Below are 23,031 nucleotides of genomic sequence, written 5' to 3'. Positions count from 1 at the left end.
GCACGCGGGCGCCAAGTGCTTAGAACGAGTGGCGCAAGCCTATGCCCAGCAGCATCTGGTTGCGGTCGGACGCCACGCTGCCCGATTGCGATACGCCGACGGTGGCGTTGGCGTCGATCACGCTGACGCCATTGGCGCCGAGGGTCTGGCCGCGCGCGCGCTGGGTCGCTTCCAGGATGTAGATCGCGGTGCGCTTGGACAGCCAGTAAGCCTGCTGCAGCGAGAACTGGCGGTAGTTGGCGTTGTCGCTGATGCCGTTGGCGCGGTTGGCGCGGGTGTAGGTAAAGCCGGCACCGAGCAGCCATGGGCTGCCGGTCTGCCAGGTCGCCAGTAGCGCACCGGTGTTGAAGGTGGCGGTGTCGCGGAACAGCGAGGCGGCGTTGGCGTGGTACTGCACGTTGCTGAACGAACCGCCGAGGCTCCAGTTCGACTGTTGATAGCGGGTGGCGGCGGCGATGTATTGCACGTCCGATGCTGACAGATAGCCTGCATTGACCGCCGATTTCGAGAAGCTGGTAGAAGCGGCCGTGTCCCAGTTGGTTTGATTCGGACCGTTCTTCAGCACCTGGTAAGCCAGCGCATGGCGCCAGCCGCCGCCTTCGTATTTGATCGACGCGCTATGCTCGCCGCCGCTGCCGGCGTGGCCGGCCTGCTCGCCGGCGGCCACCATGGCGCTGGCGGTGAAGCCACGCCAGGTCGGCGAGGTGTACTTGATCGCATTATTGCTGCGGATGGTGATGTCGAAGCCGTCGATATCGCCCGGATGGTCGCCAGCCGCACCGGTTACCACCGGCACAGGGCCCAGCGGATTCACCGCATCAAAATACGCCGAGTATTGGCGGCCAAGGGTCAGCGTACCGAGTTTCTTGTCGCTCAGGCCGAGGAAGGCGGCGCGGTTGAACAGGCTGCCGGCCTGGCCGGAGGTGCCGTCATCGGTATTGAAACCGGCCTCCAGCTTGAAAATCGCCTTCAGGCCGCCACCCAGATCCTCGCTGCCCTGGAAGCCCAGGCGGTTGCCGTCCTTGGAGCCGGAGCGCATATAGGTCTTGGCGCCGCCAGGCAGGTTGTCGATGTGGGTGATGCCAACATCGACGATGCCGTACATGCTGACGGTCGATTGGGCGGCGGCCATGCCGCAGGCGCCGGACAGCAGCGCGCCGCCCAGGATCAGGAGTTTAGGTTGTTTCATAGCTTTTCCAAATGAGGTCGCACCAGGCGACAAAAACCCAGGCGGCGCGTCACGCGCAACACGCCTGGCCTACCGCGCCGTCAGCGCGAATGCCGCGACCAGCCGAGCAGCCGCTCGACCAGGATCACGATCGCTGGCGTCACCAGCGCGATATACATATTGTCGATACCGTAGGGATCGCCCAGCAGGTACCAGATGGTCGTGGTGACCGTCGCCGCCAGCAAGCCGCAGGTGGCGCCACGGTTGCCGCCAAAGAAAGGCAGGTACAGGCCGATGATGGCGACGACCGAAATCGACAGGCGCAAGGCGCGCGTAAAAAAAGACAACTGCAACAGGCCGGGTGCGAACCACACGAACGCCAGCGGGATAAAGCCAATCAACAGCGCCAGCCAGCGGGTCACGCGGAATTCGCGCTCGGCGCCGGGCTGGCAGAACGGCACATAGAAATCACGCACCACCAGCGAGGCGATCGCCAGCGCCACCGTGCTGACGCCGGCAAAAATCGCGGCCACCAGCGACACCGTCACCAGCCCGGCCAGAAACACATTCATGTTCCGCAAAAAAATCGGCAGCGCGTACAAGCTTTGCATGTCCGGATACAGATAGCGCGCGGCCACGCCGATCAGACCGAGCGCGATGCCGATCGGTATCGCCAGCGCGCCGGCGATGAAGGTGGCGCGGCGCGCACCGTCGGCGCTGCGGGTCGATGAGATCGCCTGCACGATGTACTGCGTCGAAAAGATCGCGCCCACATTGCCGATAAAAAAAGCCACGATGGTCGACGCGCCCAGCGTGCCGTCCCAGGTGAAATAAAACTGCGGCAGCGAGGCTTGCAGCGGCGCCACGCCGCCGGTCATGCTCATCGCCACTGCCAGTACGATCAGCACGCCAAGGTATTTGACGGCGCTGTGCCAGATGTTGACGTAGGCCAGGCTTTTCATGCCGCCCCACGCGAAGTAAAACGTGCTGACCGCCGCGATCACCAGCGCCGCCGGCAGCAGGCCGATGTGCAGCACCGTGGCGATCGCCGCCGCACCGCTGACATAGTTGCCTACATTAACCAGCAACAGCGCGTAGATCATCATCAGCGACACGATCAGTTGCGTCGAGCGGCCGTAGCGCTGGAAGATCGCGCCGGAGATCGTGTATTCGCCCGAGTTGTACAGCTTGCGTGCCAGCAGCAGCCCGAACAGCGGGAAGCCGATGGCAGCGCTCAGCACGGCCCACGATGCGGCCATGCCCGATTCAAACGCGCCCTGCGCGGTGCCGATGGTGGACTTGGCGCCGACAAACTCGGAGACCATCAAAATCCCCACCACCACCGCCGGCATGCTGCGCGCGCCGACCATGAATTCGCTCGACGACTTGCTGCGCGAGCGGGCCGTCAGCCACGCGGTCAGCGCAATGTAGGCCACCACCATCGCAATGATGATGCCGGTGTCCGCAGGTCCGAAGGCGTTCATCTCATGTCAGCTGCGACTAACTGGCCGCAGTTCCCGCATACCCACCGGTCGCGTGCAGCGAGCGCGACAACTGCTGCGCCGCCTCCAGCACCGCGTCCAGCGTATTGTCCTGGAACTGCTGCAAGGTGCTGCGATGGCTGGGCGCGGCAACGCTCAACGCCGCCACCGGCATGCCGTCGATGTCCAGCACCGGCGCCGCCAGCACGTACAGGCCGCTGACGGTTTCCTGATTCGATGCCGCGTAGCCGAGGCTGCGGATGTGTTCCAGCCGCGCCAGCAGGGCATCGAGGTCGGTCAGCGTGGTCGGCGTCAGCTGCACGCGCGGCTGGCCTTCCAGCACCTGCACCTGCTGCTCGCGCGGCAGCCAGGCCAGGATCGCCTGCCCCACTGCGCTGGAATACGCCGCCACCCGGCTGCCGATGCGCACATCGACGCCCAGCTGCGTCAGGCCGGCCTGCACCCGCTCCACATACATCACGCTGCTGCCATCAAGCACGCCGATCGACGCCGCTTCGTTGACCTCGCCCACCAGGCCGCGCAGGATAGGCCGCGCACGGGTGCGCAGGTCGGACCGGCCGATGGCGTGGAAACCCAGGTCCAGCACTTTCAGCGACAGGCGGAACAGCCGGCTGTTGTCGACCTTGTCGACGTAGCCGAGGCTGACCAGCGTGTTCAGAAAACGGAACGCGGTGGCATTGTCCAGGCCGGCTTTGCGGGCCACTTCGGCCATCGTCAGTTCCGGTTCCTGCGCGGTGAACGCCTGCAACACCTTGAATCCCTTGGCGAGGGATTGCACGGTGTTCTTGGCATCAGCCGGCGCGGCGGTTTCTTTCATGTCTTACCCCATTAATAGTTCGGATAGCGAATTGTACTATCTTGCATTAATTCGGAATGCGAACTTTAATTCGAATAGTGAAATTATATTGCGGTTTTTCGTTAACCTCAAGCAAAACTGTATAAGACAGCTTTTTGGACTGTCGCGTACCCGCTTGGCGATTTTCTGGCAAAGTAACGGTTGCACGCGCGTTGAGACAGTCGCGCACCTTCACCTGAATGGAGATTTCTTATGACTACGAGCAACTATCCAGACGTCCGTCTGCTGATTGCCAACGAATGGACCGAGGCCACCGGCGGCAAGACAATACCCGTGGTGAACCCGGCAACCGGCAAGGCCATCGGCAGCGTGGCGCACGCCAGCATTGCCGATCTCGACCGCGCCCTGGCTGCGGCACAACAAGGTTTCGACGTGTGGCGCAAGATGCCGGCGTTTGAGCGCACCGCCACGCTGCGCCGCGCCGCCGCCCTGCTGCGCGAGCGCGCCGACGAAATCGGCCGCCTGCTGACGCAGGAGCAAGGCAAGCCGCTGGCCCAGGCACGCGCCGAGGCGCTGGCGGGCGCCGACATCATCGACTGGTTCGCGGCCGAAGGCATGCGCGTGTACGGCCGCATCGTGCCGTCGCGCAATCCGGCGGCACAGCAACTGGTGCTGAAGGAGCCGGTCGGTCCGGTGGCGGCGTTCACGCCGTGGAACTTCCCGATCAACCAGGTGGTGCGCAAGCTGGCGGCCGCGCTGACCACCGGCTGCTCCTTCCTGTGCAAGGCACCGGAAGAGACGCCCGCCTCGCCGGCAGCGCTGTTCCAGTGCTTTATCGACGCGGGCGTGCCGCCAGGCGTGGTGGGCCTGGTATTTGGCGATCCAGCCGAGATATCGAATTACCTGATACCGCATCCAGTGATACGCAAAGTCACCTTTACCGGTTCGACGCCGGTAGGCAAGCAGCTGGCGGCACTGGCTGGCGCGCACATGAAGCGCGTGACCATGGAGCTGGGCGGCCACGCGCCGGTGATCGTTGCCGAGGATGCCGATGTGGCGCTGGCGGTGGAAGCAGCTGGTGGCGCCAAGTTCCGCAATGCCGGCCAGGTGTGCATCTCGCCTACCCGCTTCCTGGTGCATAACAGCATCAAGGATGAGTTCACCCGCGCGATGGTGGCGCATGCCGAGCGTCTGCAACTGGGCAATGGCCTGGTGGAAGGCACGACCCTGGGGCCGCTGGCCAATCCACGCCGCGTGGCCGCGATGACGCAGTTTGTTGAGGATGCACGTGCCAAGGGTGCGAATGTGGCGACCGGTGGCGCGCGTGTTGGCTCGGAGGGTAACTTCTTCGCGCCGACCATTCTGGCGGATGTGCCGCTGGATGCCAGCGTGTTCAATGATGAGCCGTTCGGTCCGCTGGCGGCGATACGCGGTTTCGATACGCTGGATGAGGCGATTGCGGAATCAAACCGTTTGCCGTTTGGTTTGGCGGGTTATGCGTTCACGCGCTCGATCAAGAATGCGCACCAGCTGATGCACAATGTGGAAGTCGGCATGCTGTGGATCAACCAGCCGGCCACACCTAGCGCCGAGATGCCATTTGGCGGCGTCAAGGATTCCGGCTATGGTTCGGAAGGCGGTCCGGAGGCGCTGGAGGCTTACCTCAACACCAAATCGGTGTCGCTGCTGAGCGTGTAAGCCTTGTTCAGTCCCCGGCGAACACCTGCCGGGGACTCGCCCCCTTCAGCAACGCCTCGATCCAGCCGTTGAGCTGTTCCGAATTGGCGGCGGTAATCATCGCCTCCACCTCTGGCGTAGCGCTATCCTCGGTCAACAAGCTGCGCACCACACGCCGCAAGGCCATCCGCTCTCCGTCCTCGCGTCCCGCTTGTCTCCCCTGCTGTATCCCCTCCTGCAGACCTTGTTGAAGACCTTCCAGCAAGCCTTGCTGTCGACCTTCCGACAAACCTTGCTGTCGACCTTCTGATAAACCCTGCTCCCGCCCCTCGATAATGGCTTGTTCGCGGGCTTTGGCAATCGGGCGTTCGAACATTCCTGGATCAAACATTTCTTCGAACGTGAATTTTCTTTGCATCCCCATGGTAAATCCCTCCTCCAGATCCATGCTAGTCTGCAGCGATGCATCCTGCAAGGTGAGCCGTAGCCAACGCACCAGACTATCGCGCGCCGCATCCATATCCGGCGCACGCACCCTTTCCGCGATCGCGTCAATCGCCAGCCGCATCTCCACGTCAGTGTCGGCGCTTAATAACTGAAACAGCAGCCCGACAATGCCGCCATGTCCTTGTTCATGATGCCGGTCGACCAGCAGATAGCGCAGCGCGGGCTGGAAGCGCTCCAGGCCCTCAGGCGCGGGCAGCATCAACTGCCCCATCCCTGTCGCGGCATGCCACGGAGTGTGGCCGTGATACAGCACGATCGGGAGCACCGGCGGCAATTTTCCATGCTTGCTGAGCTTGTGCTGCGCGACCAGATCCTGATACAGCAGCCCCACATACACCAGCATCCGCAGCGCCATCCACTTCTCGGAAAATGAGCGCGCTTTGGCTCGCATCAATAAAACATGGCAAGAAGGAGATGTAGTTGTAGACAAACGCTCAAGCAAGCTGCACCAAGCCGCTACCGGAAGAGACTTGCTGGGTTGGAGCGATAAGGTGGGCAGCATCGAGGCCGGCAAATATGCCGACCTCGATGCCGTCGAGGACGATGCGCTGAAGGATGTCAGGACACTGGAGCAAGTCCAGTGGGTGATGAAAGGTGGTGCGGTGGTGCAGTAATCAGCGCTCGGACTTCAGCACTTCACGCGCGATCTCGACGGTCTCGGTGCCGTCGGTCAGCCAGATCTGGCCGTCCTGGATGGTGCATTGCAGCTGCATCGTGCGCTGCGCCATCTTGCCCAGCTGCTCGGTGGCGTCGGCGGGCAGATCGACCACGGTCAGGTTCTTGCAGCGCTCGACCTTGTTGGCCAGGCCTTTCCACCAGATGTGGCTGGTGGACGAATAGCTGTAGACATACACGTGCTCCGAACGGCCGCAGGCCTTCAGGATTACTTTCTCGTCCGGCTGGCCAACCTCGATCGACAGCTCGATCGCGCCGGTCAGGTCCTTATGCCACAGGTCCGGCTCTTCGACATCGAACAGGCCCTTGGTAAAGGTCAGCGCTTCGTTGGCGTGGATGGCGAAGGCGACCAGGCGCACCATCATGCGCTCATCGGTTTCCGATGGATGGCGCGCCAGCGTCAGCTGGTGGGTTTCGTAGTAATTGCGGTCCATGTCCGCAATCGACAGTTCTGCTTTATAAATGGTTGCTTTGAGGGCCATCTGAATCTCTTGATTACTTGAATACGACGGTTTTGTCACCGTTCTGCAAAATGCGGTGTTCAACAAACCACTTCACCGCGCGCGCCAGCACCACACATTCGACATCGCGGCCGATGGCGGACAGGGTATCGGCATCCATCGAGTGATCGACCCGCTCGACGTCCTGCTCGATGATCGGGCCTTCGTCCAGGTCGCCGGTGACAAAGTGCGCGGTCGCGCCGATCAGCTTGACGCCGCGGTGGTGCGCCTGCGCATACGGCTTGGCGCCCTTGAAGCTCGGCAGGAAGGAATGGTGGATATTGATTGCCTTGCCCTTCAGCGCCGCGCACAGGTCGGGCGACAGGATCTGCATATAGCGCGCCAGCACCACCAGGTCGATCTTGTGGGTGTTCATCAGATCGATGATTTTGGCTTCCTGCGCCAGCTTGTCCTCCAAAGGCGCGCCGGTCGCCAGCGGCAAGTGGTGGAATGGGATGTTGTAGCTGGCGGCCAGCTGGTAGAAGTCCATATGGTTCGACACGATGGCCGGGATTTCCACCGGCAGCAGCCCGCTCTTGTAGCGGAACAGCAGGTCGTTCAGGCAGTGGCCGATCTTCGACACCATCAGCATCACGCGCGGCTTGTAGTGCGCGTCGCGCAGTTCCCAGTCCAGCTGCATGGCGGTAGCCAGCTGGCTGAAATCGGCGCGCAGCAGCTCATCGCTGACGTCGCGGTCTTCGCGGGCGAAATGCACGCGCATGAAGAACAGCCGCGATTCGCTGTCGCCGAACTGGGCCGAGTCGATGATGTTGCAGCCGTGATCCGCCAGGAAGCCCGACACGCGATGAACGATTCCGCGCTGATCCAGGCAAGAGAGTGTCAAAATGTATTCGGGATTGCTCATGACTACCGTAAGAAGATTGGACAAAAGAGATCTATTGTCGCATGCCTTGCCTATTGCGACAAAAATAGCACGAGCGTGCAATTTGAGATATAGTCGTTCCACCCCACATAAGGAGGATATCGATGGAGACAAATCTGCAATTCCGCCTGGCCGCGCGCCCGGTCGGCATGGTCAAGGACAGCGACTGGGAACAGTACTCGCCCGAGCTGGAGCTGCTGACCGATGGTGAAATCCGCGTCAAAGTGCTGTACCTGTCGCTCGACCCGGCCATGCGCGGCTGGATGAACGAAGGCAAATCCTATATCCGCCCGGTCGCCATCGGCGAAGTGATGCGCGCCGGTGGTGTGGGCGTGGTGCTGGAATCGAAGTCGCCCAAGTTCCATGCCGGCGACTACGTTTCCGGCGGCACCGGCGTGCAGCGTTTCTGGACCGGCCAGGCCGACGACAAGACTGCCAGCTTCCACAAGATCGATCCGGCGCTGGCGCCCTTGACTACCTACCTGAACACGCTGGGCATGCCGGGCATGACCGCCTACTTCGGCCTGCTCGAAGCAGGTCAGCCGAAAGCCGGGGAAACGGTGGTGGTGTCCGGTGCGGCAGGCGCGGTGGGCCAGACGGTCGGCCAGGTGGCCAAACAGCTGGGCTGCCGCGTGGTCGGCATCGCCGGCGGCAAGGACAAGTGCGACTTCGTCGTCAACCAGCTCGGCTTCGATGCCTGCATCGACTACAAGAACGAGTCGGTCAAGGATGGCCTCAAGCAGCACTGCCCGCAAGGCGTGGACGTTTACTTCGACAATGTCGGCGGCGAGATTCTGGATACGGTACTCACCCGCATCAACCTGCGCGCGCGCATCGTCATCTGCGGCGCCATCTCGCAATACAACAACACCACGCCGGTCAAGGGGCCGTCCAACTACCTGGCGCTGCTGGTCAACCGCGCGCGCATGGAAGGCATCGTGGTGTTCGATTACGCCGACCGCTACCACCTTGGCGTCAAGGCGCTGGCGGGCTGGATGAAGGACGGCAAGCTGAAGAGCAAAGAGGACATCGTGCAGGGCCTGGAGAACTTCCCGCTGGCGCTGAACATGCTGTTTGAAGGGAAGAATTTCGGCAAGCTGGTGCTGCAGGTGGCGACGCCGTAAAGTGCACTGAACTTTCGTCAATCTTGACACTCCAATCATATAGAACAGCAGGCTCGCCTGCTGTTTTCTTTCAATATATGACGGAGGTTGATATGGCGAGTAACACCACGAACGACAAAACCAAGGGCCAGTCCAAGCGCGGTTTCGCGGCCATGGACGAAGCCACCCAGCGCGCCATCGCCAGCAAGGGCGGACAGGCGGCGCACCAAAAAGGCACGGCCCACGAATTCGATTCCGAGGAAGCTCGCAGGGCCGGACAAAAAGGCGGCGAAGCGGTCAGCCGCGACCGCGAGCACATGGCCGCCATCGGCCGCAAAGGTGGCGAGAGCCGCCAGTCTGCCGCCCGCGCCAGCGCGGAAAAAACGCGCGGCGCCGGATCGGAGCAATTATCCAAGCGCAGCAACAAGCAGTAGCTAGTGCGCCGCCACATACCATGGCGAGGGCTGAGGATCGGGCATGGCGAAGGTTTTGCGCATGCGTTCCACCTCCTGTGCCGGACTCAGTCCGAACAGGCGTTTGAACTCGCGGCTGAACTGCGACGCGCTCTCATACCCTACCCGCGTGACGGCCGCCGCTACCGACATCTCGTGCCGTATCATCAGCAGCCGATGGCGGCAAAGCGGCCCTGTTGCATCAGGGCCGCCCGCATCGAGGCACCCTGCGCACTGGTCAGCACGCGGTAGTAGATCTCGCGCACCAGCGCCGGGCCCAACAAGCGTGTAGACGCAGATACATCGCCAGCAATGGCTGCTCCGCGCTGGCTTCCGTCTCCATGGAAAACGGCACCGGCACCGACACCGCCAGGCAATGCCGGGCGTCATAAACATATTCCTGCTCGCCGAAGAAACCGCGCTTGCGGCCCTGCCCCACAATCACAATCCCCGGTTCATACAGTACCGGCGTGCGCGTCAGCGGCCGGCCACACCGTCATCGGCACCGTGCGCGACGAAACAGCCCGCGCGGCCTTCGGCGCCTCGCATGCCAACGCCCACGGCTATCTGCTGGACGTCACCGACACCGAGCGGATCGGCAAGGTGGTGGCGCAGGCAGAAGCCCGGCAAGGCCCGGTCGATGTGCTGGTGAACAACGCCGGCTATGGCCACGAAGGCGTGATGGAGGAATCGCCGCTGGAACAGATGCGGCGCCAATTCGAGGTCAACGTGTTTGGTGCGGCCGCGATGATGCAGGCGTTTCTGCCGCTGTTCCGCACCCGCCGTCGTGGCCACATCATCAACATCACCTCCATGGGCGGATTTATCACCATGCCCGGCATTGCCTACTATGCCGGCAGCAAGTTTGCGCTGGAGGGCATCTCGGAAACCGTGGGCAAGGAAGTCCGGCAATTTGGCGTGCATGTCACGGCTGTCGCGCCGGGCTCGTTCCGCACCGACTGGGCTGGCCGTTCGATGGTGCGCTCGGCGCGCAGCATTGCTGATTACGATGCGCTGTTCGATCCGGTCCGCGCCACGCGCGCGGCGCGCAGCGGCAAGCAGCCGGGCGATCCGGCCAAGGCGGCGCAAGCGATCCTGACGCTGGCCGAGGCTGCCGAGCCGCCGGCCCATCTGCTGCTCGGCAGCGATGCGCTGGGCCTGGTGCGCGCCAAGCTGGCGCAGATGGAACAGGACATCAATAAATGGGAAACGCTGAGCCGCTCGACCGATAGCGCGAGCAATGAAGCTGGCCGCTAGCCGCAATGCTGGACGAGGCCAGATGATAAGGCTGGCCATCGACCTGGGTGGCGACGCCGCCCGCCTCACGCACCAGCAACGCGCCGCCGACGCAATGATAGCCATCATTTCCATGCTGCCAGAAGGCGTCCAGCCGGCCACACGCCACATACGCCAGTTGCAGCGACGCCGGGCCGAGGTTGCGGGTCGCCACCAAATGCGGCTGCTGGCGTTCGCTGACGCGCATCGGCTGGCTGTTGTACCAGGCGCCATGGCCGCATAGCGCATGGAACATCTCGTCGTGCATGGCGTCGTAGATGGCGGTGAACACCGGCGTGCCTTCGCGCATCAGCGTCAGCGACATGCTCCAGTTGGGAATCGCGCGCAGGAATTGCTGCGCGCCGTCCACCGTGTCGCAGATCCAATACTCGCCATGCTTGGCGTACGCTTCGCTGAGCGCGCCATCGGCCCAGGCGATGGCGGGATACAGCGCGCTCAGTTCACCGCGCAGCCTCTCCTCGGCTAGCCGCAGCGCGTCCATATCCGCTTCCGGCCGGCTACGCCAGAACGTGGCGCACAGGCCGGCGCCAAGCTCGCGCAGCAGCTCCAGCACGCCTTCGGTATCGATTGCAGTCATGCTTCATCCTTGTGCCGAATAAAAACCGTAGATTGCCTGTAGAATTGAAAGTCGGCTAACTCCAACCGGACAACTCATAACGCAATCGGGCCAAAACATGAGCAATTACTTCGGCGACAAACGGCTTAGCGACCAGATGCCCATTTACGTCGCGGCACAGCATACCGACGGCGGTATGGGCAAGGACAAGCCCATGCATTTGCATCCTGAGGGGCAGATGTACATCCCGGTGCAAGGGGTGATCCTGGTCGAGGCAGGCGGCAACCGCCAGGTGCTGCCGCCCGGCCGGCTGGGCTGGATACCGCCAAATATGCCGCACGCTGCGGCCGGGCATGGCCATAGCCTGAAGCCGGGCCTGGCCGGCTACACCATCCATATCGCGCCTTCGCTGTGCGGGGGATTTCCGCAGGATTCCGCCGTGCTGCGCAAGTCGGCGCTGGCCGACTCGCTGCTGGAACGCATGTGCCGCTGGCCCGGCGGCATGCCGTCTGACGCCGCCGGCCTGCGCCTGATGAATGTCTTTCTGGACGAAATCCGCGCGGCCGAGCCCGATCCGCTGCACCTGACCATGCCGCGCCACCCGCGCCTGCTGGCGATGGCGGCCACCATCGCCGACAATCCGGCCGACGAAACCGACCTCGATGCATGGGCAGGAAAACTCGGCTGGTCGCGCCGCAGCCTGACCCGTCACTTTCGCAACGAGACCGGCATGTCGGTGGTGGAATGGCGCCAGATTGCCCGGCTACAGAAAGGTATGGCGCTGCTGAATGGCGGCGCCTCCGTCACCACGGTGGCGCTCAGCCTGGGGTATGACAGCGTCAGCAGCTTTATCGCGCTGTTCCGGCGCATGCTGGGGACAACGCCGGCGCGCTTTGGCGCTTAGGCCGGCGTGCCGATAATCACGCTGGAGGCCTTGAAGATGGCACTGGCCTCAGCGCCGGCCTGCAGCGCCAGCGCTTCGCCGCTATCCCTGGTGACGATGGCAGCGATGGTGCCGCCACCCGGCAGCTCGATGCTGACTTCGGTATTCACCGCGCCCGGCTGCACGCGGCTGACCGTACCGGTCAGCCGGTTGCGCGCCGACAGTTTCACATCGCCCAGCTCGGTGGCGACGATCACCGACGAAGCCTTGATCAACGCAAATGCCTCCGTGCCCACATCCAATCCCAGACTGTCGCTGCTGTCGCGGGTAATCGTGGCGACGATCTGCTGGCCGCCGACAATTTCCAGCACCACCTCGTCGTTGACCGCGCCGCGTTTCAAGGCCACGACTTTGCCGCTGAACTGATTGCGCGCACTGGTTTTCATCTTCATCCTTTGTATGAGTAAAAAATCGTCGGCCAGCGCATGCGACTGGCTGCTCAGGTGCGCCACGAATTCGCAGTGCGCCGCATCGATCTTGCGGAAATTTTCCACCAGCTGCATGCCGCGCGCGGTCAGCCGCGTGCCGCCACCACCCTTGCCGCCCGCGACGCGCTCGACCAGCGGCTCGCCGGCCAGATTGTTCATCGCCTCAATCGCGTCCCATGCGCCCTTGTAGCTCATGCCGACCGCCTTGGCGGCCGCCGTGATCGATCCTTCCGACGCCACCGCCGCCAGCAGCGCCACGCGGTCCTGCCCGCCCAGCTTCTGCCCGTCGATGGTCATCCATACATTGCCGTCCAGTTCCATGCTCATGCCGCATTCTCCTCCACACGGAAGATGCTACCATTTTCCATGCGCAGCACATGCTCGCCGAAGGCGCGCACGTCTTCGGGATCGTGGGTAATCATCAGCATCGGGATGTCCAGCCGCCGCTGCAAGGTGGCCAATTCGGCGCGCATGCGCTCGCGCAGGCCGGGATCGAGCGCGGCGAACGGCTCGTCCAGCAGCAGCGCTTGCGGCTGCGGCGCCAGCGCGCGCGCCAGCGCCACGCGTTGCCGCTGGCCGCCGGACAGCTGATGCGGAAACTGCTCGGCCACCTGCTCCAGCTCGAATGCCTCCATCCAGTAGCGGATTGCCTCGCCATCCACCCGCGCCAGCGGATTGCGCCAGCCGCGCTGCAGGCCGAAGCCGATGTTCTGCCGCACATTCAGGTGCGGGAACAGCGCATAGTCCTGGAATAGATACGCCACGTTGCGCCGCTGCGGCGGCAGGTTCACGCCAGCCGCGCTGTCGAACAGGCAGCGGCCGGCCAGCTCGATGCGGCCGCTGTCGGGCGTCATCAGGCCAGCCACCGCCTTCATCATCTGGCTCTTGCCGGCACCGGACGAGCCGAACACCACCACCCGCTTGCTGGCAGATTCAAACCGCGCCCGCAACTGGAATTCCCGGCCGCCGGCGCGCAGGGTTTTGTGGATGTCGACTTTAAATTGCATGCTCATGCCAAAGGATGACGGTTAGGCGTCAGTTTGTTCGCGGCGACCAGCACCGCCACGCACACCACCGACGTAATAATGACCAGCAGGTTGGCGTGATCATCCTGCCCCGCCTGCACGGCTTCATACACGGCGATCGACAGCGTCTGCGTCTTGCCGGGTATGCTGCCGGCCACCATCAGCGTCGCGCCGAACTCGCCCATCGAACGCGCAAACGCCAGCAAGGTACCGCCCAGCACGCCGCGCCAGGCCAGCGGCAAGGTCACGCGCAGGAATACGCCAAACGACGCTACACCCAGCACCCGCGCCGCTTGCTCATACTGCGTGTCGATGCTCTCAAACGCCGAGCGCGCGCCCTTCAGCACCAGCGGAAACGCCACCACGGCAGCGGCGATCACCGCCGCCTGCCAGGTGAAAATCAGATTGATGCCGAAATGCTGCTGCAGCCACGCACCGATCACGCCATTGCGGCCGATCAGCACCAGCAGATAATAGCCCAGCACGGTCGGCGGCATCACCATCGGCAGCGTCAGCAGCGCGTCCAGCAGCTCACGGCCCGGAAAACGCTTGCGCGCCAGCAGATAGCCCAGCGCCACGCCAAGAACGAGGTCGATCAGCGTGGCCCAGCAGGCCACTTTCAGCGACAGCCGCAGCGCCACCCACGCCGGCTCGGCGAAAAACAGCGCCATTTACGGGCGGCCGAAACCGTATTTGGCCAGAATCGCCTGACCGGTGGACGATTGCACATAATCGGCAAACTTGCGGCCGGCGGCGGCTTGCGGCCCGGCGGCGATCACCGCGATCGGATAAGTGACCGGCGACGCGGTCGGCACAGTGGCCACCACATTGACCTTGTCCTTGACGATGGCGGCGTCGGTCGCATAGACGAAACCGGCGTCCACCTCGCCGCGCGCCACATAGTCCAGGCACTGGCGCACCGAGGTGCCAAGGATCAGCTTGGACTCGACCGAGGCCCACAGCTTGGCGTTTTCCAGCGCGGTTTTGGTGTAGCGGCCGACCGGCACGCTGGCCGGATTGCCGATGGTGATGCGGGCCACGGCCGGCTGGGCCACGTCAGCCACGGTTTTCAGCGCCAGCTTGCTATGCTCGGGCACGATCAGCACCAGGCTGTTGCTGGCAAAATTCTTGCGAGTGCCGTGCGCCAGCAGTTTCAGGTTGTCGGCCTTGTCCATGGCATCCTGGTCGGCCGAGGCGAATACATCGACCGGCGCACCCTTGCTGATCTGTTGCACCAGCGGGTCGGAGGCGGCGAAATTGAACAGCACTTTATCGCCCGCATGCTCCTTCTCGAAGGCCGCGCCGATTTCCTTGAAGGCATTGGTCAGGCTGGCCGCCGCCGATACCGTGATATCCGTCGCCGAGGCCGAGGCCGCCCAGACCGCTAACACCATCGCCACGCCTGCTTTCAATTTCGACATACACACTCCCATGAAGTAAACCGCAATAAACTCAATTATATAGCGCATGGGAAATCTGGGTACTATCCGAAGGAACTAGACACAACTGCTGTGGTAAAGTCACGGCTCGCCATTTTTCCGCAGCCCCCCATGTCTTCCCTGAAGTACCTCAGCGCCTATTCCGAACAAACGCAGCAGCAGGTGTCGCAATTGATTGCCCAGAACAAGCTGGGCGAAGTGCTGCTCAAGCGCTACAGCAAGCCGCACGACCTGCGCACCGACCGCGCGCTGTACCAGTACGTGCAGGAGCTGAAAACGGAGTTTTTGCGCAATGCCGAGCCGATCAACAAGGTCGAGTACGACAGCAAGATCCATGTGATCAATCACGCGCTGGGACTGCATACGGCGGTGTCGCGCGTTCAAGGCGGCAAGCTGAAGGCCAAACACGAGATACGCGTGGCCAGCATGTTCAAGGAAGTTCCGCTGGAGTTTCTGCGCATGATCGCCGTCCACGAGCTGGCCCACGTCAAAGAGAAACAGCACGACAAGGCGTTCTACAAGCTGTGCACCTATATGGAGCCCAACTACCACCAGTATGAATTCGACCTTCGGCTGTACCTGACGCAGCTGGATACCGAAGGCCGCAAATTGTGGCGTTGAATCAGGCCAGCAGGCGGCGCAGCAGCGCGTCCGGCTCGCTATCGACCAGCATCAGTTCGGCGTGTTGAGGACGCACCAGGCCTTGCTGCGTGGCATTGCGGATGAAGTCGACCAGACTGTCGTAATAGCCGTCCACGTTCAGTACGCCGATCGGCTTGGCGTGGATGCCCAGCTGGGCCCAGGTCAGCATCTCAAACAATTCTTCCAGCGTGCCCAGGCCGCCCGGCATGGCGATGAAGCCGTCCGCCAGCTGCGCCATCATGGCTTTGCGCTCATGCATGTCCTTGACGATGAACTGGCGGGTCAGCCCGGTATGGCCCACTTCACGCTCGACCAGCGCGGTCGGGATCACGCCGGTCACTTCGCCGCCCAGGCGCAGCACTTCGTCAGCGATGATGCCCATCAGGCCGACATTGCCGCCGCCGTACACCAGCGACAGATTGCGCTCCACCAGCGCCTTGGCCAGCACCTTCGCCTGTTCGGCAAAGCGCGGAGTAGCGCCGGCATTGGCGCCACAGTAGACACAGATTGCTTTATTTACTAACTTCGCCACTCAGTTTTTCCTCTTCCAGTTCTTTTTGCGCCGCGTCCTGGTCCAGCCGCTCGGTAGCGTCGCGCACGTTGCAGCAAGCGGCTTGCTGATACAAATCCATGGCCTGCGCCACTTTGCCTTTCTTATCCAGCATCAGCAGCGCGCGCGCGTACTGGATGCGGGCGATGGCCGAATCGGGATTCAGCTGCATGCCCAGCTGGAACTGCCGGTAGGCCTCGTCTTTCTTCACGCCATAGGTCAGGCCGGCCAGTACGGCACCCACCTTGTCCAGAATCTCGGCGTGGTAGACGCCCAGCGCCACATGCGCGTCGGCGCGCTGCGGCGCCAGCTTGATGGCGATATCCAGGCTGCGCTTGATCCGCGTGCCCAGCCCCTGCGCCAACGCCTTCACCACCGAAATGCTTTGCGAATACTGGCCCAGCGCATACGCGTGCCAATAGTAGCCGGCCGGATTGCCGGGCTGCTCCAGCTGCTGCCGTTCGCAGCGTTCGGCCACGCATTCATAGGTGGCGCGGCGCTTTTTCTCGTTCGGCTCCAGGTAATTGGTGTACATGCAGATGGCCTTGTGCGCGACCGCGTAACCGTTGACGCCCACGTCCAGTCCCAGCCGCGCAGCGCGCTCGAACTCGCCGGCATGGAAGGCAATCCACGCCTGCACCAGCGCCGGATGCGTCGGGAAAGCCTCGCGGTCGCCACCGTGCAATTGCGGCCAGGCCGCCTGCAATGTCTCCGGCGTATAACGGAACGCCGGATCGGGGTACGGAAAAGCAGTCCACGCCATCAAGGTCTCCTAGCTCAGCTATTTCAGCTTCTTCAGATATTCTTCGGCCAGCTTCTGGAACAGCAGCGCCGTCTCGTTGCGCAGATACGGCCCGATCTGCGACAGCACCTGGTAGCAGCCGCGCGCCAGCGCATCAGCCATCGACTGCTGCTCGCTGTACTTGCGCGGATTGCGCACATACTCATAGGATAGCCAGTAGGTCGCCACGACCACCATATTGGTGGCCATGGCGTCGATGGCGTTATCGGACGCTTCCAGCGACTTCTCACTGCGCAAGTCTTCGCACAGCTGCTTGGCAACCTTGATCTTGTGCGCCAGGATCTGCTTGAAGTGCAGCTCCAGCTTGCGGTTGCGCGACAGCAGGTCGTTCAGGTCGCGGTAGAAGAAGCGGTAGCGCCAGATCAGTTCGAACATCAGGTGCAGATACAGCCACACGTCCTCGATATTCGAGCGGCGGCCGTTGGGCACGGTCAGGATGCGTTCGATCTCGGCTTCAAACTGGACAAAGATCGAGTTGACGATGTCGTCCTTGTTCCGGAAATGGTAGTACAGATTCCCCGGCGAGATATTCATCTCTTCGGCGATCACCGTGGTGGTGATATTGGGCTCGCCGAACTCATTAAACAAGCGCAAAGACAGCTCTAATATGCGTTCGCGGGTACGGCGGGGTGCTTTTTGTAGCATAGCAAGGAGACCTCTGTTTTTTCTCGTGCAAGCATAACACCGATGCACACAACAGAGGAACACCTGCACACGCTTTTAGATGCACTTAGCGGCCAGATGCCGCGAGTTAGCTATTTCGCTTTCTTCGCGGCAGGCTTTTTAGCGGCAGTTTTCTTGACGGCGGGCTGGACGTCAGCCTTTTTCGCGGCCGGCTTCCCGAGCGCCGGCTTGCCGGACAGTGCAGCCACCTGCTTGGTCAGCTGCTCGATGCGCTGGTTCAGCGCGTCGATTTCCTGACGGGTCGGCACGCCGATCGAACTCAGCGCGCGCAGCACCCGCTCCTCGAACAGCTGCATGGAAAAGAACTTGCCCTCCTCTTCCTGCGCCTTGGCAAAGGCGGCCAGGCCGGCCTGCCAGATTTCCTGCGACGACATGCGCACCGCGTCCGCCAACTGGTCGTCGCTCTTCTTCAACTTCTTAGCCATTTCCATCCCGTGATTGCTGTTTGCCGGTATTTTATTCTATGCCAGCACAACTAGAGCATGCTCACTAATGACCCAGGGCGGATTTCAGGCGTTCATTTCCACGCAGGCCAGCGACTCCAGCAATTCGCGGCTGGGAAAAGCCGGCAGGCGGTAGCGCGCCGGATAGCCCGGCACTTCGTGATGCAATTCCTTGACGTGCGCGCGCAGCTCGGCCCACTCCACCACCCGCACGTCCGGTTCGCCGCTTTCCTCGTGATAGCGGACCAGCGCCACCTTGTCCACTTCCGGCAGCAAGGTGTCCACCTGGTCGGTCCACACGCCATAGCTGTGGATGCGTCCGGTCGCTTCCGACTGCACCAGCTTGTAGCTGGCGACAAACAGGTCGAGCTTGGCTTGCTCGTTGAGCTTGTCGAGCAGATCTTTCTGCATCTGGTAATCATTGAGCAGGAAGATTTTCTTCAGTTCGTCCGCCAGGCGCGCCGCCTCGGGCTGCTCCGGCACGAACTCGACCGGCTTGCCCTGTTCGAAGCGGTACATCAGCGCCGACACCTGGCGCCCCTCCTCGTCCACCAGTGCGCGCGCAAACGCCAGCATGGCCAGCAACGCCGTCTCATCGTTGGCGGAGGCCACCAGCAGCTTGTTGCGCGTCGGCGTCATCACCACCGGCTCGCCGCCCAAGCCGATCCGGTAGAACAGGTCGGAGAACAGCAGCCGCGAGGTTTCGTAGTTATCGTTCCAGTTGGCGACGTACACGCCAGCCACCACCTGCTGAAAGTTGGCCACCGAGATATCGCGCAGATTGTCGGTGGCGGCGGCCAGCGCCTCATCGAAGGAAACGCCCCAGCCTTCAAGTACCGAGCCGGTCAGCGTCTGGATCGAACGTTCGCTGTCTGCGGCCAGCATGACCACGCTGTCGGCGCTGAGCGGCGCGTAAGCCTCGACATACGGTGTGGCTTTGCTGCCCGGCAGCGTTTCCGGCAGCAGGCGCAGGTACTCCAGCGTGCCACGCCCACGTATCACCGGCAGCAGGCTGGCGCGCGCTTCGGCGAAGCTGGCCGGCAGGGGCGGCGCCATCAGGCCCTGGACAAAATGCCTGAGCACTTGCGGACGGTCCTTGCGCGAGGCCGCGCAATAGTCGCGGAAGCCATTTTCCAGGTTGACGACCTGCGCGCCGTCGCCTTCGCCAACCAGGCGGCAGGCATCGGCGTCGTAGCGCAGCAGCGAGGAATTACCGGCCTCGGCGAATGCCTGGATGACCAGCTGCGCAAATTTTTCGATGGTGGGCGGGGAACGGAAGAAATCAAACAGACCCAAATCTACTCCTTGATGGTTTCAGTGTCGGCGACGGCGCGCGCCGGGCCATGTGCCTGGGCGTGCAGGCGGAAGCCCTCGCGGATATTCTCGCGCAGCACCGCGCCCTTCCATGGCTTGGTATAAAAGCGGTCGATGGCGCCATGGTTGATGGCGGCCATGATCGGCGTCAGGTCGGCGTAGGCGGACAGCATGATACGGAAGGTATCGGGGCACAGATTCTTGACCCTTTCCATGAACTCGGTGCCGCTCATCTGCGGCATGCACTGGTCGCACAGGATCACTTGCACGCGGTGCCGCGCCAGCAGGTCGAAGCCCTCGGCCGCAGTCTGCGCGGTCAGGATGCGGTAGCCGTCCTGCGACAGGAAATCGGTCAGCACTTCCAGCATGAAGGCGTCATCGTCGACGATCAGCAGGGTCTGCTGGTCGGCCGCGCCATCGTCCGCCGGCGCCTGCAGGCGGCGCCCTTCGCGCAGCATCGCTTCGAACTCGTCCTCCGGCAACGGCCGGCTGAAGTAATAGCCCTGCATCTCGTCACAGCTGTGGCGGCGCAGATAGGCCAGTTGCGCCTCTTTCTCCACCCCCTCGGCAATCACATTCAGCTTCAGGCTGTGCGCCATATTGATGATGGCCAGCACGATGGCAGCATCATCCGGATTGCTGGTCACTTCGCGCACAAAGGCGATATCGATCTTCAGCTTGTCGATCGGGAAGCGCTTCAGATAAGCCAGCGAGGAATAACCGGTGCCAAAATCGTCAATCGAAATCTGGATGCCCAGCGCCTTCAGGTTTTGCAGCACGCTGATGGTTTCCTCGGCATTGGACATCAGCGAACTCTCGGTCAGTTCCAGCTCCAGCAGCTCGGGCGCAATACCGTGCTCGCGGATGGCGTTCAGCACTTCCTCCTCCAGCCCGCCGACGAAGAACTGGATGCCGGACACGTTGACCGACAGGTGCACCGCGCCGGCATTGGTCTTTTGCCAGTGGGCGATCTTGCGGCAGGCCTCGTGGATCACCCAGCTGCCGACGCGCACGATCAGCCCGGTTTCTTCCAGCAGCGGGATGAACAGCGCCGGCGACACCATGCCGTGGCCCGGCCGCTGCCAGCGTATCAGCACTTCGGCGCCGCTGATGCGGCCGCTGTCGATATGCACCTTGGGCTGGAAGTGCAGCACAAACTCATTGTTCTCGATGGCGCGGCGCAGCGCATTCTCCAGGTCCAGCCGCGCCAGCGATTGCGCGTTCATCTCGGCGGTGAAGAAGCGGAAGGCGTCGCGCCCGGCCTCCTTGGCGCGGTACATGGCCGTGTCAGCGTACTGGATCAGCGTGTCCGGCTCGGCGCCATCGTCCGGGTAGACGGCGATGCCGATGCTGGCGGTCACCGTCACCTCGTGGCCTTTCAGATCGAAGGGGCGGCGCAGCGATTCGCGGATCTTGTCGACCACGGCGATGGCGTTCTGCGCGCCCTCGGGCAGCATCAGGATGGCGGCAAACTCGTCGCCGCCGAAGCGGCCGATGGTGTCGCGCACGCGCAGGCAATCCACCAGCCGGCTGGAGAACTGGCGCAGCAGCTCGTCGCCGATGGTGTGGCCCAGCGTGTCGTTGACGTTCTTGAAGCGGTCCACGTCGAGGAACAGCACCGCCAGCGACCATTTGTGCTCTTCCGCCTGGCGCAGCGAATGCGCCAGCGAATCGTAGAACTGGCTGCGGTTGGGCAGGCCGGTCAGCGTATCGAAGTGCGCCAGCTTCAGCAGCCGCTGCTCAGCCTCCTTGCGCTCGGTGATGTCGCGCGCCACCGCCACCAGTATCCAGCTGGAGCCGGAGCGCAGCGTGCGGCGCTGCACTTCCACCGCCAGCGGGCTGCCGTCGCGGCAATGCAGCATCAGCTCGGTCATGGCGCCGCTCTGGTCGCCAGCCAGCAGCTTGTCGTACAGGTCTTCCAGCTTTTGCAGCTCGCCTTCCAATGCCTTGTTCGGGCCGATCTTGAGGAAATCCTCACGCTCGAAGCCGAGCATGCGGCAGGCGGTGGCATTGACGTCGACAAAACACATGCCGGCGCGGTCGATCAGGAAGATGGCGTCGGCGGTTGCGTCCATCGCCGTGCGGAAGCGGCGCAGGTCCTCGTCCAGCCGGATGCGCGCGTTCATGTCCAGGGTCAGCTGCGCATGGTGGCGCTTGACTTCGTCATACAGCAGCAGGTTTTCAAACGCCACCGAGATTTGCGCCGCCACCGTCGCCGCGACCCGCTCGTCAACCTCCGAGAAGCCGTCGGCGCCCAGCTTGTCGACCAGGTACAGCCAGCCGTGGGTGCGCTCGCGCGAGGCGATCGGCACGCCGAGGAAGGAATGCACCGGCGGATGGGTCGGCGGCAGGCCGATGGTGGCCGGATCGCCATTCAGGTCGTTGATGCGGCATGGCAGACGCTGGTCCAGCAGGCCGCGCAGCACGCCGGCGCGCGGGGTCTGCGCGATCTGCCGCACCGGCATGCCGGCGCCGCAGCTGGCGAAGTGGGTCAGCTCGCTGGCGCCCGGCTCCAGTACACCGATGCAGGCATACTTGGAGACGCAGATATTCTGCGCCACGCGGCAGCCGATCTCCACCAGCGCACCGGGGTCGCGCTCGGCGCCCAGCTCGATGCCCAGCTCGATCAGCGCGGTCAGCCGCAAGCTCACCGCCTGCAGGCTGGACAGCGAATGCGACAGCCGCTGCGTCATGCGCGACAGGTTTTCGGTCGAGGCGTCCTCGGTGTCGCTGGCTAGCTGGGTGATGAGCTGGCTGCTCGATTCCAGCTCATCCAGGTATTCCGCCACCTTGTGGTCGATGTCGTGGAAGCGGCTTTCCTGCGGCGGCTCCGGCGCGAAAGCCGGCAGCGCGTCGCCGCTCGGCACAACTTCCGACAGCCCCAGCGCTTCCTGCACCGTGGCGAGTATCACTTCCGGATCGGAAGGCTTGGGCAGCACCCAGCGCACGCCGCAGGATTGCGCTACGGCCACAGCCTCGCGCTCGCGGTAGGTGGCGGTATAGAAAATCACCGGCACATCGGCGGTTTCCTTGTGTTCGTGCATGCGGGTGACGAATTCGTAGCCATCCATATTCGGCATCAGGATGTCCGAGATCACCAGGTCAGGCTTCTCCGCCATGACCATTTTCAGGCCTTCAGCGCCGTTGGCGGCCTCCAGCAGGCGATGGCCGCCGTAGCTCAGCAGCGTCATCAGGAATTCGCGGTTCAGCACATGGTCGTCCACGATCAGGATCGTGGCGGTATCGTTTTTATTAGCCGGGGACGACACCACCCCTTGCAAGAAAGATTCGATCTGGGCGACAAAAGTGTCAGGTTCGATCGGCTTGCCGATGTAGCCGTCAAAGCCGGCCTCCAGCAGTTTTTCGCGGTCGCCCACCATCGCCAGCGCGGTCACCGCCAGCGCCGGGATGTGCGACACCTCCGGGTCGGCCTTCAGGGCCGCCACCACGCCATAGCCGTCCAGCTTGGGCAGATGCACATCGCAGATGATCAGGTCGGGCATTTCGCGCTTGGCCGCGGCGACGCCCGCTTCGCCATCACTGGCCGACAGCGGATCGTAGCCAAAGGCCCGCAGCAAATACACCATCAACTCCATGTTGGTGGCATTGTCTTCTATGATCAGGATACGCGCTGACACGTTCACTC

23 protein-coding genes and 2 pseudogenes are annotated in these 23,031 nt (G+C 63.0%); 7 read left to right on the top strand and 18 right to left on the bottom strand.

Annotation, left to right across the window (positions count from 1 at the left end):
- Positions 1 to 19: 19 nt before the first annotated feature.
- The 3 genes from KW842_RS12280 to KW842_RS12270 form a co-directional block, all read right to left on the bottom strand.
- A complete protein-coding gene (locus KW842_RS12280; RefSeq protein ID WP_218304391.1) occupies positions 20 to 1,189 on the bottom strand; it encodes a porin in 1,170 nt (389 codons plus the stop codon).
- A gap of 80 nt (positions 1,190 to 1,269) precedes the next feature.
- Positions 1,270 to 2,652 carry a sodium:solute symporter family protein gene (locus KW842_RS12275; RefSeq protein WP_218304390.1) on the bottom strand — a complete coding sequence of 461 codons (1,383 nt, stop codon included), beginning with the start codon at positions 2,650 to 2,652 and terminating at the stop codon, positions 1,270 to 1,272.
- A 16-nt stretch (positions 2,653 to 2,668) separates the two neighbouring features.
- Entirely contained in the window at positions 2,669 to 3,487 is an 819-nt protein-coding gene (locus KW842_RS12270) for an IclR family transcriptional regulator (protein WP_218304389.1), read from the bottom strand.
- Positions 3,488 to 3,718: 231 nt separating this feature from the next.
- Here KW842_RS12270 and KW842_RS12265 point away from each other — a divergent pair, with 231 nt between their 5' ends.
- Complete coding sequence (locus KW842_RS12265; protein ID WP_218304388.1) at positions 3,719 to 5,164, top strand: NAD-dependent succinate-semialdehyde dehydrogenase; 1,446 nt, start codon at positions 3,719 to 3,721, stop codon at positions 5,162 to 5,164.
- 7 nt (positions 5,165 to 5,171) lie between these two features.
- Here the strand turns inward: KW842_RS12265 and KW842_RS12260 are convergent, their stop codons facing one another.
- Complete coding sequence (locus tag KW842_RS12260; protein WP_218304387.1) at positions 5,172 to 6,041, bottom strand: Rpn family recombination-promoting nuclease/putative transposase; 870 nt, start codon at positions 6,039 to 6,041, stop codon at positions 5,172 to 5,174.
- 79 nt (positions 6,042 to 6,120) lie between these two features.
- Between KW842_RS12260 and KW842_RS27490 the strand changes: the two genes are divergently transcribed.
- On the top strand, positions 6,121 to 6,264 hold the full coding sequence (locus tag KW842_RS27490) for an amidohydrolase family protein (protein WP_229223651.1): 144 nt from the start codon (positions 6,121 to 6,123) through the stop codon (positions 6,262 to 6,264).
- On the opposite strand, the gene KW842_RS12250 is transcribed toward KW842_RS27490, so the two are convergent.
- Entirely contained in the window at positions 6,265 to 6,807 is a 543-nt protein-coding gene (locus KW842_RS12250; RefSeq protein ID WP_218304386.1) for a YaeQ family protein, read from the bottom strand.
- A 13-nt stretch (positions 6,808 to 6,820) separates the two neighbouring features.
- Positions 6,821 to 7,690 (bottom strand): formyltetrahydrofolate deformylase, encoded by an 870-nt coding sequence (purU, locus tag KW842_RS12245; RefSeq protein ID WP_218304385.1) that lies wholly within the window; start codon positions 7,688 to 7,690, stop codon positions 6,821 to 6,823.
- A 122-nt stretch (positions 7,691 to 7,812) separates the two neighbouring features.
- On the opposite strand from purU, the gene KW842_RS12240 reads away from it, so the two are divergent.
- Both KW842_RS12240 and KW842_RS12235 read left to right on the top strand, forming a co-directional pair.
- Positions 7,813 to 8,832 carry an NADP-dependent oxidoreductase gene (locus KW842_RS12240; protein WP_218304384.1) on the top strand — a complete coding sequence of 340 codons (1,020 nt, stop codon included), beginning with the start codon at positions 7,813 to 7,815 and terminating at the stop codon, positions 8,830 to 8,832.
- A 92-nt stretch (positions 8,833 to 8,924) separates the two neighbouring features.
- Complete coding sequence (locus KW842_RS12235; protein WP_218304383.1) at positions 8,925 to 9,245, top strand: KGG domain-containing protein; 321 nt, start codon at positions 8,925 to 8,927, stop codon at positions 9,243 to 9,245.
- On the opposite strand, the pseudogene KW842_RS12230 reads toward KW842_RS12235, so the two are convergent.
- Positions 9,246 to 9,759, bottom strand: a pseudogene (locus tag KW842_RS12230) (AraC family transcriptional regulator N-terminal domain-containing protein); the annotation flags it as partial.
- Here KW842_RS12230 and KW842_RS12225 point away from each other — a divergent pair.
- Positions 9,738 to 10,520, top strand: a pseudogene (locus KW842_RS12225) (oxidoreductase); the annotation flags it as partial. The pseudogenes KW842_RS12230 and KW842_RS12225 overlap by 22 nt on opposite strands.
- Here the strand turns inward: KW842_RS12225 and KW842_RS12220 are convergent.
- A complete protein-coding gene (locus tag KW842_RS12220) occupies positions 10,459 to 11,136 on the bottom strand; it encodes an inositol monophosphatase family protein (protein ID WP_218304380.1) in 678 nt (225 codons plus the stop codon). The pseudogene KW842_RS12225 and the gene KW842_RS12220 overlap by 62 nt on opposite strands.
- A 97-nt stretch (positions 11,137 to 11,233) precedes the next feature.
- Between KW842_RS12220 and KW842_RS12215 the strand changes: the two genes are divergently transcribed.
- The gene (locus KW842_RS12215; RefSeq protein WP_218304379.1) at positions 11,234 to 12,019 is read left to right on the top strand and encodes an AraC family transcriptional regulator; all 786 of its coding nucleotides are present in this window, start codon (positions 11,234 to 11,236) and stop codon (positions 12,017 to 12,019) included.
- On the opposite strand, the gene KW842_RS12210 is transcribed toward KW842_RS12215, so the two are convergent.
- The 4 genes from KW842_RS12210 to modA are packed head-to-tail and all read right to left on the bottom strand — an operon-like array spanning position 12,016 to position 14,932.
- Positions 12,016 to 12,807: a TOBE domain-containing protein gene (locus tag KW842_RS12210; RefSeq protein WP_218304698.1), complete on the bottom strand. Its 792-nt coding sequence runs from the start codon at positions 12,805 to 12,807 to the stop codon at positions 12,016 to 12,018. The two genes, KW842_RS12215 and KW842_RS12210, sit on opposite strands and share 4 nt — an antisense overlap.
- A gap of 2 nt (positions 12,808 to 12,809) precedes the next feature.
- On the bottom strand, positions 12,810 to 13,493 hold the full coding sequence (locus tag KW842_RS12205; protein WP_218304378.1) for an ABC transporter ATP-binding protein: 684 nt from the start codon (positions 13,491 to 13,493) through the stop codon (positions 12,810 to 12,812).
- Positions 13,494 to 13,495: 2 nt separating this feature from the next.
- Positions 13,496 to 14,182, bottom strand: coding sequence for a molybdate ABC transporter permease subunit (gene modB, locus KW842_RS12200; protein WP_218304377.1), 687 nt, complete (start codon positions 14,180 to 14,182; stop codon positions 13,496 to 13,498).
- Positions 14,183 to 14,932 carry a molybdate ABC transporter substrate-binding protein gene (gene modA / locus KW842_RS12195; protein WP_218304376.1) on the bottom strand — a complete coding sequence of 250 codons (750 nt, stop codon included), beginning with the start codon at positions 14,930 to 14,932 and terminating at the stop codon, positions 14,183 to 14,185.
- A gap of 129 nt (positions 14,933 to 15,061) precedes the next feature.
- Between modA and KW842_RS12190 the strand changes: the two genes are divergently transcribed.
- Positions 15,062 to 15,571, top strand: coding sequence for a YgjP-like metallopeptidase domain-containing protein (locus KW842_RS12190; protein ID WP_218304375.1), 510 nt, complete (start codon positions 15,062 to 15,064; stop codon positions 15,569 to 15,571).
- A 1-nt stretch (position 15,572) separates the two neighbouring features.
- Here the strand turns inward: KW842_RS12190 and KW842_RS12185 are convergent, their stop codons facing one another.
- From KW842_RS12185 to KW842_RS12160, 6 genes are all read right to left on the bottom strand, one after another.
- Positions 15,573 to 16,124: a TIGR00730 family Rossman fold protein gene (locus KW842_RS12185; protein WP_218304374.1), complete on the bottom strand. Its 552-nt coding sequence runs from the start codon at positions 16,122 to 16,124 to the stop codon at positions 15,573 to 15,575.
- On the bottom strand, positions 16,105 to 16,905 hold the full coding sequence (locus KW842_RS12180) for a hypothetical protein (RefSeq protein ID WP_218304373.1): 801 nt from the start codon (positions 16,903 to 16,905) through the stop codon (positions 16,105 to 16,107). The genes KW842_RS12185 and KW842_RS12180 overlap by 20 nt, the downstream gene beginning before the upstream one ends.
- A gap of 18 nt (positions 16,906 to 16,923) precedes the next feature.
- Entirely contained in the window at positions 16,924 to 17,589 is a 666-nt protein-coding gene (locus tag KW842_RS12175) for a TetR/AcrR family transcriptional regulator (RefSeq protein WP_218304372.1), read from the bottom strand.
- A gap of 110 nt (positions 17,590 to 17,699) precedes the next feature.
- Entirely contained in the window at positions 17,700 to 18,053 is a 354-nt protein-coding gene (locus tag KW842_RS12170) for a phasin family protein (protein ID WP_218304371.1), read from the bottom strand.
- An 84-nt stretch (positions 18,054 to 18,137) separates the two neighbouring features.
- On the bottom strand, positions 18,138 to 19,367 hold the full coding sequence (locus tag KW842_RS12165; protein WP_218304370.1) for a hypothetical protein: 1,230 nt from the start codon (positions 19,365 to 19,367) through the stop codon (positions 18,138 to 18,140).
- A 2-nt stretch (positions 19,368 to 19,369) separates the two neighbouring features.
- Entirely contained in the window at positions 19,370 to 23,023 is a 3,654-nt protein-coding gene (locus KW842_RS12160; RefSeq protein ID WP_218304369.1) for an EAL domain-containing protein, read from the bottom strand.
- Positions 23,024 to 23,031: the final 8 nt, after the last annotated feature.

This window comes from Duganella sp. sic0402, from assembly GCF_019219065.1.
Lineage (GTDB): Bacteria > Pseudomonadota > Gammaproteobacteria > Burkholderiales > Burkholderiaceae_D > Rugamonas.
The sequence above is the reverse complement of the archived record's forward strand: the minus strand, read 5'-3'. Positions and strand labels throughout refer to the sequence as shown.